The organism is Streptomyces sp. NPDC094032 (genome assembly GCF_040303965.1).
Taxonomy (GTDB): Bacteria; Actinomycetota; Actinomycetes; order Streptomycetales; family Streptomycetaceae; genus Streptomyces.
Window position 1 is genome coordinate 126,519 of record NZ_JBEOUE010000002.1, and the last position, 14,075, is coordinate 140,593.

A 14,075-nucleotide genomic window follows, 5' to 3' on the forward strand; every position below is an offset into this window, starting at 1 on the left:
TGCAGGGAGAGTTCGTCCGTACGATGCTGGATGGAGGACGCCGGGGGCGGCGGCGGCCGCCGTGGGCGGCACGGCCCGTGACGTGCGAAGACGTGCGAAGACGTGCGAAGACGGGAGCCGGCGATGATCACCCTCCTCACCACACCGGCGGAACGCGAGCTCGTCATCACCCGTACGTTCGCGGCGCCCGTCCGGCGTGTCTGGGAGGCCTGGACGCGTCCTGAGCACGTCCGCGCCTGGTACGGCGTCTCCGGGCTGACCATGGCGGTCTGCGAGATCGACCTGCGGCCGGGCGGCGCGTGGCGCTGGGGCCAGCGGGCCCCCGACGGCCAGGAGATCGTCTTCTCCGGCACCTACGAGGAGATCGTCCCGGCCGAGCGCATCGTCTACTCGGAGGTCTTCGAGCAGATGCCCGGCGGCGACCCGGTCCGTGTCGTCCTCGCCTTCGACGCGACCCCCGACGGCGGCACGGCCCTGACCAGCACGTCCTTCTGGCCGTCCACGGAGATCCGGGACCAGGCGCTGGCCGCGGGCATGGAAGCGGGGGTGAAGGAGCAGTACGACCGGCTGGCCGACCACCTCCGCACGATGTGACCGCCCTGGAGGTCCCGCGGCTGCGGGCGGACGGTCTGCTGCTGCGCCCCTGGGAGCCGGCGGACCTGCCGCTGGTCCGCGAGGCGTCGGCCGACCCGTACATCCCGCTGATCTCGACCGTCCCGCCGGTCTGGTCCGAGGCGGAGGGCGAGGCGTTCCTCCGCCGCCAGTGGGCCCGCGCGCAGTCGGGCGCGGGCTACCCCTTCGTCATCACCCGCACCTCGGACGCCCGCCCCCTCGGCACGATCGGCCTCTGGCTCCACGACCTCCCCGAGGGCCGCGCGAACATCGGCTACTGGCTCTCCCCGACCGCCCGAGGCAACGGCACAGCCACCCGAGCCCTCACGACCCTCACCACCTGGGCCCTCACCACCCTCCACGTCCCCCGCCTCCAACTCCTCGTAGAACCCTGGAACACGGCCTCCGCCCGCACGGCCGAACACGCCGGGTTCGTACGGGAGGGGGTGCTGCGGGGGTGGCAGGAGATCGGGGGGGTGCGGCGGGACATGGTGATGTACGGGCGGGTGGCGGGGGACGCCGAGGGGTGAAGCGAGCGCCCGGGAGGGGCGGGCGGCGCTCGCCACCCGCCCCTCCCTGACACGACCTAGCCGCAGAGGCAGGGGTCGCCTTCCTGGCCCAGCATCGGGACGTCGCTCGCCCGGACCGCGCCCGCGAACGCCTGGATCTCGTCCACGTCGCCCTTCAGGTACTCGCCCCAGCCGTCGGCGGTGTGACCGCGGCCGACCTGGAGGGCGCCGCCGCTCTTCCAGCCGTTGGGCAGGGTGGTGCTCGCCTGCACCTGCTTGATGCCGTCGGCGTACAGCGTGAGGGTGTCGGCCGCGTCGTCGTAGACGATGGTCAGCTGGAGCTGCCCGTTGTTGCCCGACGGGCCGGTGACCGAGGAGACGACCTTCTCGGGTGCGCCCACCTCGTCCCGCTCGGGCACGACCAGCTGGTACGCGTAGGTCTCCGGGTCGTAGCGCAGCTTGAACGCGTCGGTGTGCTCGCCGGCCTGGGAGAGGACGGTCATCGGCCGGGTCGCGTCGGCATCGTCGATGCGGGCGACCACGCCCAGGGTCCAGCTGTCGCCGGTGTCCACGACGGGCCCGTCGGTGAGCGCGTGCCCGCCCTCGCCGTCCAGCCGCAGGTTCGCGGCACCCACCAGCGGGTACGGCTGCCACGGGCAGCTGGGGTCGATCTCGCAGGAGCTGTCGGGGCCGCGGTAGAGCGAGGCCCCCGGCGCCAGCCGCAGGGGCGCGCCGCCGTTCCGCTCCGGGCTCGCACCGTCGGTCACGGTGTCGAACGACCAGTGTCCGAGGAGCCGCGGCTTGCGGTAGGCGAGCCGGGACGCCTCGTCGGCGACGACGACCCGGTCGTGGACCCGCACGTCGCCGATCTCGCCGATCCAGCGGTCCTGGTAGCCGTTCTTCGACCGGATCCGGCCGATCTGGAACGCCCCGGCCGACTCCACCGGGGCGGCCTCGGCCTTCGTGCCGACCTCGCGGCCGTTGACGAAGAGCTGTGCCTGGCCGGTCTCGGCGTCGTAGACACCGAGCAGGTGGGCCCACTCGCCGGCTTCCGGCGCGCCGCCGGAGACCTTCGCGTCACCGATGGTGAAGGTCCAGCTCGCTCCCGAGTCCTTGCCCTGGAGTCCGAGGGCGAAGGCGGCACTCTCTGCCGTGTCCTGGCTGGCGACGGTCATGGACCGGTCGGTCTGCGCCGGGCGCACCCAGGCGCCGACGGCGAAGGTCTTGCGCGGGTCGGCCGCCGGGGCGTTCGGCGTCAGGAAGCCGTGGGCGCTGCCGTCGAGGACGGCGGTGGAGGCGAGTCCGGTGCCGGAGGGCGCCGGACCACCGAAGGCCACTCCCGTCCCGGCCGCGGCGGCCGTTCCCGCCTCGGCGGCGGCGCTGGTGGCGCCCGCGGGGTCGGCCAGCTTCCAGTGGGCGACGGGCGTACGGCCGGACTTCACGCGGAAGTAGTACGTGGTGGATGCGCTGACCCGCCCGGCGCGGTCGACGGACTGGACGCTCAGGGTATCGGGGCCGGAGCTGAGCGCGAGCCGGCGGATGGTGGCGGGGCCACCGGGCTCGGTGGGGCGGACGGTGAGACGCGGGCCGCCCATGAAGTCGTACTGGTAGGCGACCACGTCCGGCGACGGGGAGTCCACGACGAAGCTGCCGTAGTCGCCCACGCCGCCGTACTCCCTCTGGGAGTCCGGGTACTCGGGCGAGGTCACGGCCGGGACCGAGGGGCTCGCGTTGTCGTACACGAACCGGCAGGCGGCGCCCGGGGCGTCGGAGCTCCACGCGCCGTTGGCGGTGCCGTCGTTTCCGCGCACGCGCCAGGAGATGACCGTGTCGGCCGGGATGTCGGCCGGCAGGTCAAGGGTGTGGGTCCGGTTCGTGAACCGCGGGTAGGTGGTGAAGGAGCGGTGCCGCTCGACGCCGGCCGCGTCCGTCCACGAGAGCTCGAACTCGCCGGAGACCTGCTCCTGGTTGCCGGGGACGTCGTCCTCGACCGGGTCGGACAGCAGGGCGCTGAGCCTCGGCGGCTGACCGACGTACGGCACGTCGGCGCCGGTCGCGCACGGCCGGCCCAGGGTCTGCAGATCGCTGATGAGCGGCTGCTTCGGCGGCAGGTTCCCCGCCGCGTACGCCGTGCCGGGCACCGCGGTCGCCCCCACGACCGCCGCGAGGCAACTGCCGAGCAGCAGCCCCCGTTTTCTGAATCGTCCTGACATAGGTGTGTTTCCCTCCCCTTTGGTGTGCGTCTCCGCACGGGCGAACGCGCTTTCTAAGGCGGCTCGAAGGCCAGGAGGCTAACAGCGCCCACTGACGTTGCCGACCGGGTTTTCGGCGGGGCGGCGGAAGAGGCCCGTCCACAGGAAGGGCTCGCCGAAGTGGGGGGAGGTGGCGGGCTCGTCGTGCATGCGGCGGAGGGTGATGGGCTCGAAGGTGTCGGGGCCGGTGAAGAGGGCGTGGAGGGCATCGGGGGTGTAGGCGAGGCCGCCGTGGAGGGTGCGGTCGCGGTAGAAGGCGGGGTCGGGGAGTTCGGAGCCCATGCCGCCGGGGCCCGCGGCGAAGCAGGTGAGGGCGAAGTGGCCGCCGGGGGCGAGGTGGCGGGTGAGGAAGTCGAGGTAGGTGACGCGGCGGTGGGGCGCGAGGTGGTGGAAGCAGCCCGAGTCGTAGATCAGGTCGTACGGCCCGTCGAGCGCGGCCTCCAGGGCGGGGGAGAACGCGTCGCCGTGGAGGAAGCGGATGTCCCGGCCGGCCTCCTCGGCGCGTTCGCGGGCCCAGTCGAGCGCGCCGGGCGAGAGATCCACCGCGTCGACCCGGAAGCCCCGTTCGGCGAGGTGCAGCGCGTTGCGCCCGGGGCCGCAGCCGAGGTCCAGGGCGCGGCCGGCGGGGGTGATGAGGCCGTCGTCGAGATAGCCGACGAGGTTCTCGTCCGGCTTCGGCACGAAGAACGGGACCGGCCGGGAACGGTCGTCGTAGAACCCCTGCCACTTGTCGGCGTCCTGCGCGAACAGGCCGTCCAGGAGGTGGAGGACGTCGTCGGCGGTGCGGGTCGTGCGGTCCATGTGGTGCCCCTTCCGTGTCAGGGAAACGGTAGGGGAGTTGGGGGAGAAAGGGCAGGTCAGGGGGTGTGGGGGTGGGGGGTGGGGAGGGCTGTGCGGGGTGTGGAGGGGGGTAGGGAGGGGTGGTGGGTCCGGGCCCCCTCCGGGGGGTGGGGCAGGGGCCTGGAGGGGGGTTCGCGGGGCGTCCCGGGGGGTTCTCGGGAGGGGCTGGGGGCGGTTTTCGGACGGGTTCGCGGGGGCCTGCTCGCGGGGGCCCCTACTCCGTCAGGTCCGCCAGCAGGCCCGGGTCCTGGCCCGCCCGTTCCAGGGACGCCGTCACGAAGCCGTCCGCCTTCAGCTCCTCGATCGTCGCGCGGAGGAACGCGACCGTCTCCGGGGAGCGGGTCACCGGCGTGCCCACGGCCTGCCGGATCTGCATGAAGCGGGGTTCGACGAGGCGGACCTCCGGGTGGGCGGCCGCGTACGCCGTCATCGGCTGGCGGATGCCCGCGCCCGCCTCCAGGCCCTGCGCCGCGAACGTGTCGACGCCCTCCTCGCCGCGCACCAGCTCCGCGTGACGCAGGGTGCGGGTGAGGTACAGGTCGTACGCGGAGCCCGCCTTCACGCCGATGCGGACGCCCGGGGCGTCCACCTCCTCGGGGCGCGTCAGGGCGGAGTCGCGCGGCACCGCGTACACGCCCTCGATGACGACGTACGGGGCCGTGAACGCGACCTCAGCCTCCCGCGCCGGCTCGACGGCGAGGAAGCAGAGGTCGGCCCGGCCGGTCGCCATCGCCTCGTACGACTTGCGCGCCGCGTCGAAGCAGAGCAGCTCCACCGGTACGCCGAGCCGGGCGCCGATCTCGCGGGCGAGGTCCACGGTGATGCCGGCCGGGGCGTCCGGGGTGCCCTGGGCCAGGACCGGGTTGCCGAGGTTGATCGAGGCGCGCAGGGTGCCGGTCGGGGCCAGGTCGGAGACGACGACGGAGGCCTCGGGCGGCGGGGCGGGCGCGGAGGCCTCGGCGGGCACGGGGGCTTCGGAGGCTTCGGGTGTTGCGGGGGTCGCGGGCTTCATGGGGCCGGAGTCTAGGCGGACGCGGTCGGGGACTCGTGGGCCTCGGCCAGGCGGGTCAGGTCCCGCTCGGTCAGCTTCAGCGCGCCCGCCGCCACATTGGCCGCCAGATGGCCGAGGTCGCCCGTGCCGGGGATGGCGAGCAGGTGGGGGCCCTGGTGGAGGGTCCAGGCGAGGCGGACCTGGGCCGGGGTCGCCCCGTGCTCGCGGGCCACGGCCAGGATCGCCGCCGGTTCCGACGCGGCCGTCGCGCCCCCTTCCCGGCCCGCCCCGGCGATCGAGTAGAAGGGCACGAACGCGATGCCCTGCTCGCCGCAGTGGCGCACGAACTCCGCGTACTCCGGGCGCACTCCGATCCCGTACATGTTCTGCACGCACACCACGGGCGCGATCCCCCGCGCCTCCTCCAGCTGCTCGGGCGTGACGTTCGAGACGCCGAGGTGGCGGATGAGACCGGCCTCGCGGAGTTCGGCCAGGGCGCCGAAGCGTTCGGCGACCGAGTCGGCGCCGAGGACCCGGAGGTTGACGACGTCGAGGTGGTCGCGGCCGAGCTGGCGCAGGTTCTCCTCGACCTGGGCGCGCAGGGCCGCCGGGGTGCGGCCGTGGTCGGTCCAGGCGCCGGACGTGTCCCGCGCGGGGCCGACCTTGGTCGCGATGACGAGGTCGTCGGGGTAGCCGCCCGAGGGGCCGGCGAGCGCGCTGTTGATGAGTTCGTTGGCGGAGCGCAGCCGCGAGAAGTAGAAAGCGGCGGTGTCTATGTGGTTGACGCCGAGATCAATCGCCTTGCGCAGCACCGCCATCGCCTGGGCCCGGTCCCGGGGCACGGTGTCCTCGACGAGCGCCGGGCCGGTCTGCGGCAGCCGCATTGCGCCGAAGCCGATGCGGCGGACGGTGAGGTCACCGAGCGTCCAGGTGCCGGAAGCGGCGGCGGAGGGAGCGGAAGCGGGGGGCGCGGGGGTCATCTGGTCTGCGGTCATGGCCGGGATGATCTCCCGCCGGACCGGCCCGCGTCACGCGCCTTCCCCGGCCGTACGCTGCGTCCGACGTGATCGTGAAGAACAAGGGGGACCAGGGCATGGCGGCGTATCGCGTACGGGGGCGGGGCAGACCGGTGCGGCTGGGGGAGGTCCGGCGGCTGCACGCCGACGGGGAGCGTGCCGAACGGACCGCGCGGCGCTTCCTCCGGGGCGCCCGGCTGTCGGCGGCCGCCGCCGTCCTGCTCGGTCACGCCGCCGTGCTGCTGCTGTGGTGGGACCCAGGCACGGCGGGGCAGCGGCGGGCGCTCGCCGTGGGCGCGGTGGCGCTGGGCTGCGGGGTGCTGTGGGTGACGGTCCTCGCCCGGGCGACGCGGTGGGTGCGGGCCGGGGTGATCGCCGACGCGGGCAGCGGCCCGCCGCCCGCGACCGGCCTGCTGCCCGACGCCCTGGTCGGGCCGCCGGACTGGCTGTGGGACTGGACGCGGCTGCTGCACATGGTGTCGATGTGCGTACCGATCGGCGCGCTGGCCGCCGCCCTGGCGGCCGCGGCGGGCGACGAGGGCGGCCTGCCGGAGCTGACCGCCTGGGGCACCACCGCCTTCGCGCTGCTGCTCACCGGGATCATGGGCGGGATCATCGGCGGCCTGGCCTTCGGCCTGGTGGACACGGACGAGGAGTGCTGGACGGTACCCGGAGCCGTCCGCCGCCTGCGCCGCTACGCCGTCCCGTTCCTGCTCGCGGCACCGTGGCTGGCCGGCTGGTACTCGGGCTGGTCGGCGCTGCTCATGGGCGGGGCGCTGCTGTGGATCCTGATCGCGCCGGTGAACTACGTGGGCACGCAGATCCCGGGGACGTCCTCGTCCGACTGAGGGCCGACTGAGGGCCGATTGAGGGGCGACTGGGGCGACTGGGGCGACTGAGCGGCGGGGGCTACCCCCACCCCCCACGCGCATGCCTGCCGGATGGGGAGCTGACGCACACTCAACCATGCTTCCCCCATGACGACTTCCGCCGCTCTCGCCCTCACCCTCGCCCTCTCCTCCGCCGCCCTCACCGCCCCGGCGACGGCCACGCCCCCCGCGCCCTCCGTACCCGCCTCCGCCCCCGCCCTCGCCTGGCACAAGTGCGGCCCGGCCGGTCTCGGGCAGGAGTGCGCCACCCTCTCCGTACCGCTCGATTACGCGGATCCGCAGGGCCGTCAGGTCCCGCTGGAGGTGTCCCGGATCCTCAGCGGACGGCCCGAGGCGCGGCGCGGGGTCCTCCTCGTGGTGCCCGGCGGGCCCGGCGGCTCCGGTGTGCAGCGGCTGAGCGCCAAGGGCGCGGCGCTCGGGGAGCAACTGGGCGGCGCGTACGACCTGGTGGCGTTCGATCCGCGCGGGGTCGGCGGCAGCATGAAGGCGGACTGCGGGCTCGCGGACGACGACCGGCGGCTGGTGAACCTGCGGAGCTGGCCCGCCGCCGACGGCTCCATCGACGCGTCCGTCGAGCGGTCCCGCCGTATCGCGGAGGCCTGCGCCCGCAACGGCGGCGCCGAGCTGCGCAGCCTCACCACCGCCAACCAGGTGCGGGACCTGGACCGGCTGCGGGCGGCGCTGGGCGAGGAGAAGGTGTCGGTGTGGGGCGTCTCGTACGGCACGTACGTCACCGCGCGGTACGCGCAGAAGTTCCCGCACCGCACCGACCGGCTGGTCCTCGACAGCAGCGCCGACCCGAACCCGCGCACGGTCGCGCAGGGCTGGCTGCGCGGGATGGCGCGGGGCGCCGAGGACCGCTTCCCCGACTTCGCCGCCTGGGCCGCGCACCCGGACCGGGCGAAGGACGGGCTGCGGCTCGCCGAACGCGCCGAGGACGTCCGCGCCGTGGTCCTCGACCTGGCCGCCCGCCTCGACCGGGAGCCGAAGACCTCGACCACGGCGGGTGCGCCGCTGACCGGCAACCTGCTGCGGCAGGCGTTGCAGATGGCGCTCTACTCGGACACGCAGTTCGAGGGCTTCGCCCGGCTCGTCCAGCAGGCCCGCACCCCGTCCGAGACGCCCGTCCTGCCGCCGGCGCTCGCCGGTCCGATGCCGGGTTCCGACGCGGCCGTCACGGTCGGCGTCATCTGCAACGACGTGAAGTGGCGGGGTTCCATCGGCTCGTACGAGCGGGCCGTCGCCGCCGACCGGGCCGCGTACCCCCTGACGGCGGGCATGCCGGCCAACATCACGCCCTGCTCCTTCTGGCAGGGCGGCCCCGTCGAGAAGCCCGTCCGCCTCACCGACCAGGGCCCCTCCAACATCCTCATGATCCAGAGCCTGCGCGACCCCGCCACCCCGCACTCCGAGGGCCTCAAGATGCGCGCGGCCCTCGGCGCCAAGGCCCGGCTGGTCTCCGTGGACCACGGCGGCCACGGCATGTACCTCGGCAACGGCAACGCCTGCGGCGACCGCACGGTGACCCGCTTCCTCCTCACCGGCGAGCGCCCGGAGACGGACGTGACCTGCTGAGAAGGGGCAGGCACGCGAGAGGGCTCCCGGTACGCGCGTACCGGGAGCCCTCTCACGTATGCAGGTGTCGTCAGACCTTCGCGGGAGCCGGAGCCGGAGCCGGTTCCGGGGCCGGCGTCGGCGACTGGGCCGGCTCGGTGGTCGTGGCGGGCTCCAGGGGGGCCGCCTCCGCCTCCGTGTCCACGTTGAACTCCTCGATCAGCTCCTTGCTGAAGCCGAAGAAGTACGTGGCCAGGAAGCCCACCACGTAGCCGACGAGGAGGCCGCCCGCGTAGATCGCGATGGTCTCGCCGAGGCCCTTGTTGCCGTCGAGGAGGGGGAAGAGGGCCCAGCCCGAGGGGCCGATGGCGGTGGAGCCGACCTGGGTGCCCAGCATGTTGAAGAGGCCGATGAAGCCGCCGCCGAAGGCGCCGCCGATGCAGGCGGTGATGAAGGGGCGGCCCAGCGGCAGCGAGACACCGTAGATCAGGGGCTCGCCGACGCCGAGGAAGCCGGCGGGGAGGGCGGACTTGATGGTGCGGCGGATCGAGCCGTTGCGGGGCAGCTTGCGGTAGACGGCCATGGCCGCGCCGACCTGGCCCGCGCCCGCCATCGCCAGGATGGGGAGGAGGACGGTGAAGCCCTGCTGTTCGATCAGGGTGGTGTGGATGGGGATGAGCGCCTGGTGCAGGCCGAGCATCACCAGCGGGAGGAAGAGGCCGCCGAGGAGGAAGCCGGCGCCGGCGCCCGCGTGGGCGAGCAGCCAGGTGGCGAAGTCGCCGATGCCCTGGGAGATCTCACCGGCGACGAACATCAGGCCGAAGATCGTGGCGAGGCCGGAGATCAGGACGGTGAGGGTGGGGGTGACGAGGACGTCGAGGGACTCGGGCACCCAGCGGCGGCACCACTTCTCCACGTACACGGCGAGGACCGCCGCGCCGAGCGCGCCGAGCACACCGCCCTGGCCGGGGGAGAGCTGCTGGCCGAAGACCTCGATCTTGGCGACGCCCGCGAAGACGATGATGGACGCGACCGCGCCGCCGAGGATCGGCGTGCCGCCGAACTCCTTGGCCGTGTTGAAGCCGACGAAGACCGCGATCAGGGCCATGAAGCCGCTCGCGATGGCGGCGAGCGCGGGGGTGATGCCGGGCAGCCAGCCGAGGTTGATGAGCAGGCCGTTGAGGCCGGCGATGATGCCGCAGCCGATGAGGGCGGGGATCAGCGGGACGAAGATGTTCGCGATCTTGCGCAGGAAGAGCTTGAACGGGGTGGAGTTCTTCGCCTTCTGCGCCGCCTTGATCGCCGCGCCCTGGGCGGCGAGGTCGTCCGCCGAGGTGGCGGCCGTCACCTCGGCGGCGGGGGTTTCGGCGATCAGGGCCTCGAGGGCGGGGGTCACACGGGCGACCGTGCCGGGGCCGAGGACGACCTGGTACGTGTCGTCCTCCACCACGCCCATCACGGCGGGCAGGGCCTTGAGGGCCTGGTCCTGGACGAGCGAGCGGTCCCGCAGACCCAGCCGGAGGCGGGTCATGCAGTGGGCCACGGAGCTGATGTTCCCTGCGCCGCCGACGAGGGGGAGGATCGCGGCGGCGATGGCGCGGTTCTTGTCGTCTGTGCTCATGGTGCGGTCGTGCCTTGCTGTGAGGGGGTGCCCGGCGAGGGGTTACGGGGTGGAGGGCGCCGTGGTGGCGGCGGTGGGCGCGCTGGGCGCGGTCGGGTTCAGAGCGGCCCGCAGGTGGCCCCGGGAGTCGTGCAGGCGCTGGTCGGCGGCCTTGGCATCGATGTCGGCGAGGATCATCAGGATCGCGGTCTTCACCTCTCCGTCGGCGGCGGCGAGCGCGGTCTCGATCTGCTCGTCCGGCGCGCCGGTGGCGAGGGCGACGATGCGGCGCGAGCGGGCCTGCAGCTTCTCGTTGGAGGCGCGGACGTCGACCATGAGGTTCCCGTAGGTCTTGCCGAGCCGGATCATGGTGATCGTCGAGATCATGTTGAGCACCAGCTTCTGCGCGGTGCCCGCCTTCAGCCGGGTGGAGCCGGTGAGCAGCTCGGGGCCGGTGACGACCTCGATGCCGTGCTCGGCGGCGGCGGCGAGCGCGCTGTCCGCGTTGCAGGACAGGCCGATGGTCAACGCGCCCTGGGAGCGGGCGTGTTCGACGGCGCCGATGGCGTACGGGGTACGGCCGGAGGCGGAGATGCCGACGACGGTGTCGTCGGGGGTCAGCCCGAGCGCCGTGAGGTCCTGGACCGCGAGCTCCTTGGAGTCCTCGGCGCCCTCGACGGCCTTCACCATGGCGGAGGGGCCGCCCGCGATGAGGCCGACGACCTCGGAGGGGTCGGTGTTGAAGGTGGGCGGGCACTCGCTGGCGTCGAGGACGCCGAGCCGGCCGGCCGTACCGGCGCCGAGGTAGAGCAGCCGGCCGCCGCGGGCCATGCGGGCGGCGGTGGCGTCGATGGCGGCGGCGATGAAGGGCAGCTGCTTGGCGACGGCGGCGGGGACGGACTGGTCCTCGCCGTTCATCAGCGCGGCGAGCTCGGCGGTCGGGAGCTGGTCGATCTCGGCGAGCTCGGGCCGGAACGCCTCGGTGGTGAGGGTGGCGAGCTGGGCGCGCAGCTCGGAGTAGGTGGCGGCGCTGGAAGCGGTGGATGCGGTGGACACGGGGCGGCTCTCTCGTGATTCAGCGGGTGCGGGGGGAGTGGCGGTGGGCGAGGGCTTCGTACGAGGCCGCGAGGGCAGGGGCCGCCGTCTCGTACGTACGTTGGGTGACACAGGTGAACAGACAGTCCACGACCAGGAGTTGGCTGGTGCGGGACGACATGGCCGCGGGGCGCAGTTCGCTCTCGCGGGCGGTGGAGGTGGTCAGCACGTGGTCGGCGTACTGCGTGACCGGGCCGTCCGGGCGGCCGGTGATCGCGACCGTCGTGGCGCCGTGGTCGAAGGCGACCCGCAGCGGTTCTATGACGTCGCCGGTGGAGCCGGAGTGGGTGATGGCGATGGCGACGTCGCCGGAGCGGAGCTGGACGGCGTTGGTGACGGCCAGGTGCGGGTCGCTGTGGGCGTGCGCGATCAGGCCGATGCGGAGCAGCTTCTGGCCGAGGTCCTGGGCGACCAGGCCGGAGGCGCCGACGCCGTAGATGTCGACGCGGCGGGCGGTGGCGAGGGCGGCGACGGCGGCGCCGAGCTGGACGGTGTCGAGTCCGGCGGCGGTGTCGGCGAGGGTCTGCTGCTCGTCGTAGGCCAGCTTGGCGACGACGTCGGCGACCGGGTCGTCGACGGCGATGTCGGCGGTGACGGAGGGGGCCCGGCCGGACTGCTGCTGGGCGGCGAGACCGGCCAGCGCGAGGCGCAGGTCGCGGTAGCCGGGGTAGCCGAGCAGCCGGGCGGTGCGGACGACGGTCGCCTCGCTGGTGCCGGTGAGCTCGGCGAGACCGGTGACCGTGAGGGCGGCGCAGCCGGCGGGGTCGCCGGCGACGGCCTCGGCGACGCGCTGCATGGAGCGGGTCATGGAGGGGGCGAGGGTGCGCACCTTGGCCGCGAGGGCGGCGGGGGCGGGCGGGGCCGCGAGGGCCGCCGGGGCGGCCGTGGGGGCGGTCCCGGAGGCGGTCACGGAGGCGCCGGTGAAACTTTCCTTCACGTCATTGGTCACACTTGAAAGATATTTTCGGCTAAGGAGAGCGTCAAGACCCCGTTGGACCCGTATCCGGGCAGGACATTGGTCCCACGCGTGACCTGGGGCCGGGCCTGGGGCGAGAATGTGAACATGGACGACATCGACCCCGTGGAACAGGCACTGCATGCCGCCCGCGCCCTGGTTCTGGCCGATCTGGTGACCCGGGAGGTCGCCATGGCCGAGGTCGTCTCGATGGTCGAGGACGCCGTCGCCCACCGCCGCTGGTGGGTCGAGCAGTGGCCGGAGGGCGCCGCCTTCGTGGCCGGGCTCGTCGCCCAGGACGTCCAGGACGCCCTGCTGGAACGTTACGGCCGCTGGCCCCTCTGCCCGGTCTGCTCCTCCGGCGACCCGCACGCCCTGGACGTCGAGCCGGAGATGGGCCCGGACCCGCACTGGGTCTGCGGCAAGCAGGGCGTGGTGGTCGCCCCGGTGGGCGGCCTTACGTGACCCTCTACATCGACGCGCCCACCTGGCCGGGCCACGGTCGCGTCTGGTCCCACCTGGTCAGCGACGTCTCCTTCGAGGAGCTCCACGCCTTCGCCGCGTCGATCGGCGCGCCCACCCGGGGCTTCGACGGCGACCACTACGACATCCCCTCCGACCGCTACGCGGACGCGGTGGCGGCGGGCGCGGTCGAGGTCGGCTCGAAGGAGCTGCTGCGCCGCCTCACGGACGCGGGCCTGCGCCGGCCGAAGGGCCGACCGGCGCAGGACGGCTCTCAGACCGTGTAGCTGATCCCGGCCCCGTGGGTCGCGGCGACGGTCCCGGAGGCGTACCCGTCGTGGATCCTGACCGGATTGCCGTCGACGTTCCGTACCTTCAGGGTCGTACGGACCTGGGCGCAGCCGCCGAGCTGGGCGCGGGTGAGGTGGAAGGTGTTGGCGGTCGTCTGGTGGTGCTTCGCGTCGCTGATGTTCCAGCGGGAGACCGGGCCGCGCAGCGCCGGGCCGCACAGGGCGCCGTCGGCGTTGCGGGGCTGGGCCTCGACCCAGGTCTCGACGGTGCTGCCCTTGTACGCGGTGGTGCCGCCGGAGCAGATGGAGGAGCCGGCGACGCAGGTGGAGAGGGCGGCGTCCTGGTAGAGGACGAAGTCGGTGTCGCTCGCGGACGGGGTGTACGTGGAGCCGAGCGTGGACGCGGTGGTGGCGCGGGCGACGGTGGTGCCGGTGCCGGCGAGGAGGGTCCAGCGGGAGGTGGCGGGGTAGACCTTGCGGGCCAGTTCGGCGCCGGCCGGGACGCGCATGGTGACGGTGCGGCCGTTCGCGATGATGGTGGAGTACGAGACGACCGACAGCGTGCAGGTGTAGCGGCCGTCGGCGGGGGCGATGAACACCCAGCGCAGGGAGGCGGTCAGCGAGGTCTCGCCCGGGGGCACCAGGTTGGCGGCCCAGTAGGAGCCCGCCTCGGTGCCGGTGGGCAGGGGCGTGCCGTCGGCGTTTTCGCAGCGTATGGCGAAGGTGTTGCCGATGTTGTCGCCGGCGGCGAGGGCGTCGACCGGCTCGGTGGCGAAGTACCGGGACCACAGGAACGAGCGCTCGCCGGCCGTGGAGTCGAAGGTGATCGCGGTGCCGGGCACGTCGAGGTAGGTGGTGGCGTTCCGCGTCACCTCGTACGGGAAGCCGGTCGAGGCGGCGCTCGCGGGCGCGGCGTCGAACACCGCGCCCGCGAGGGTGAGTACGAGGGCGCCGGCCGCGGCGGCGGCGGTGCGGAGGGTGCTGCTGAGTCGCACGGGAGGACCTGCTC

14 protein-coding genes are annotated in these 14,075 nt (G+C 73.8%); 6 read left to right on the forward strand and 8 right to left on the reverse strand.

Annotated features, from left to right (window positions below):
- Nucleotides 1-123: 123 nt before the first annotated feature.
- Together ABTZ54_RS03530 and ABTZ54_RS03535 are read left to right on the forward strand one after the other, a co-directional pair.
- Nucleotides 124-594, forward strand: coding sequence for an SRPBCC family protein (locus tag ABTZ54_RS03530; RefSeq protein WP_351656765.1), 471 nt, complete (start codon nt 124-126; stop codon nt 592-594).
- Complete coding sequence (locus tag ABTZ54_RS03535) at nt 591-1,142, forward strand: GNAT family N-acetyltransferase (RefSeq protein WP_351656767.1); 552 nt, start codon at nt 591-593, stop codon at nt 1,140-1,142. The genes ABTZ54_RS03530 and ABTZ54_RS03535 overlap by 4 nt, the downstream gene beginning before the upstream one ends.
- Nucleotides 1,143-1,198: 56 nt before the next feature.
- Here ABTZ54_RS03535 and ABTZ54_RS03540 read toward each other — a convergent pair whose 3' ends face one another.
- The 4 genes from ABTZ54_RS03540 to ABTZ54_RS03555 form a co-directional block, all read right to left on the reverse strand.
- Entirely contained in the window at nt 1,199-3,334 is a 2,136-nt protein-coding gene (locus tag ABTZ54_RS03540; RefSeq protein WP_351656769.1) for a LamG domain-containing protein, read from the reverse strand.
- A 78-nt stretch (nt 3,335-3,412) separates the two neighbouring features.
- Nucleotides 3,413-4,174, reverse strand: a complete 762-nt coding sequence (locus tag ABTZ54_RS03545; RefSeq protein ID WP_351656771.1) for a class I SAM-dependent methyltransferase — start codon at nt 4,172-4,174, stop codon at nt 3,413-3,415.
- Nucleotides 4,175-4,427: 253 nt separating this feature from the next.
- Entirely contained in the window at nt 4,428-5,225 is a 798-nt protein-coding gene (locus ABTZ54_RS03550; RefSeq protein ID WP_351656773.1) for a transporter substrate-binding domain-containing protein, read from the reverse strand.
- A gap of 11 nt (nt 5,226-5,236) precedes the next feature.
- Nucleotides 5,237-6,199: an aldo/keto reductase gene (locus ABTZ54_RS03555; RefSeq protein WP_351656775.1), complete on the reverse strand. Its 963-nt coding sequence runs from the start codon at nt 6,197-6,199 to the stop codon at nt 5,237-5,239.
- Nucleotides 6,200-6,267: 68 nt separating this feature from the next.
- Here ABTZ54_RS03555 and ABTZ54_RS03560 point away from each other — a divergent pair, with 68 nt between their 5' ends.
- Nucleotides 6,268-7,068 (forward strand): hypothetical protein, encoded by an 801-nt coding sequence (locus ABTZ54_RS03560; protein WP_351656777.1) that lies wholly within the window; start codon nt 6,268-6,270, stop codon nt 7,066-7,068.
- A 129-nt stretch (nt 7,069-7,197) separates the two neighbouring features.
- A complete protein-coding gene (locus ABTZ54_RS03565) occupies nt 7,198-8,685 on the forward strand; it encodes an alpha/beta hydrolase (RefSeq protein WP_351656779.1) in 1,488 nt (495 codons plus the stop codon).
- Nucleotides 8,686-8,755: 70 nt separating this feature from the next.
- Here ABTZ54_RS03565 and ABTZ54_RS03570 read toward each other — a convergent pair whose 3' ends face one another.
- From ABTZ54_RS03570 to ABTZ54_RS03580, 3 genes are read right to left on the reverse strand one after another with little or no spacing between them, the layout of a single operon-like run.
- Nucleotides 8,756-10,285, reverse strand: a complete 1,530-nt coding sequence (locus tag ABTZ54_RS03570; protein WP_351656781.1) for a PTS transporter subunit EIIC — start codon at nt 10,283-10,285, stop codon at nt 8,756-8,758.
- A 42-nt stretch (nt 10,286-10,327) separates the two neighbouring features.
- Entirely contained in the window at nt 10,328-11,320 is a 993-nt protein-coding gene (gene murQ / locus ABTZ54_RS03575; protein WP_351656783.1) for an N-acetylmuramic acid 6-phosphate etherase, read from the reverse strand.
- Nucleotides 11,321-11,339: 19 nt separating this feature from the next.
- Nucleotides 11,340-12,308, reverse strand: a complete 969-nt coding sequence (locus ABTZ54_RS03580) for a MurR/RpiR family transcriptional regulator (RefSeq protein ID WP_502997175.1) — start codon at nt 12,306-12,308, stop codon at nt 11,340-11,342.
- A 114-nt stretch (nt 12,309-12,422) separates the two neighbouring features.
- On the opposite strand from ABTZ54_RS03580, the gene ABTZ54_RS03585 reads away from it, so the two are divergent.
- Nucleotides 12,423-12,779, forward strand: coding sequence for a DUF8819 family protein (locus ABTZ54_RS03585; RefSeq protein ID WP_351656785.1), 357 nt, complete (start codon nt 12,423-12,425; stop codon nt 12,777-12,779).
- Entirely contained in the window at nt 12,776-13,063 is a 288-nt protein-coding gene (locus ABTZ54_RS03590) for a DUF4031 domain-containing protein (RefSeq protein WP_351656787.1), read from the forward strand. Before ABTZ54_RS03585 ends, ABTZ54_RS03590 begins: the two co-directional genes overlap by 4 nt.
- On the opposite strand, the gene ABTZ54_RS03595 is transcribed toward ABTZ54_RS03590, so the two are convergent.
- A complete protein-coding gene (locus ABTZ54_RS03595) occupies nt 13,051-14,061 on the reverse strand; it encodes a hypothetical protein (protein WP_351656789.1) in 1,011 nt (336 codons plus the stop codon). The two genes, ABTZ54_RS03590 and ABTZ54_RS03595, sit on opposite strands and share 13 nt — an antisense overlap.
- Nucleotides 14,062-14,075: the final 14 nt, after the last annotated feature.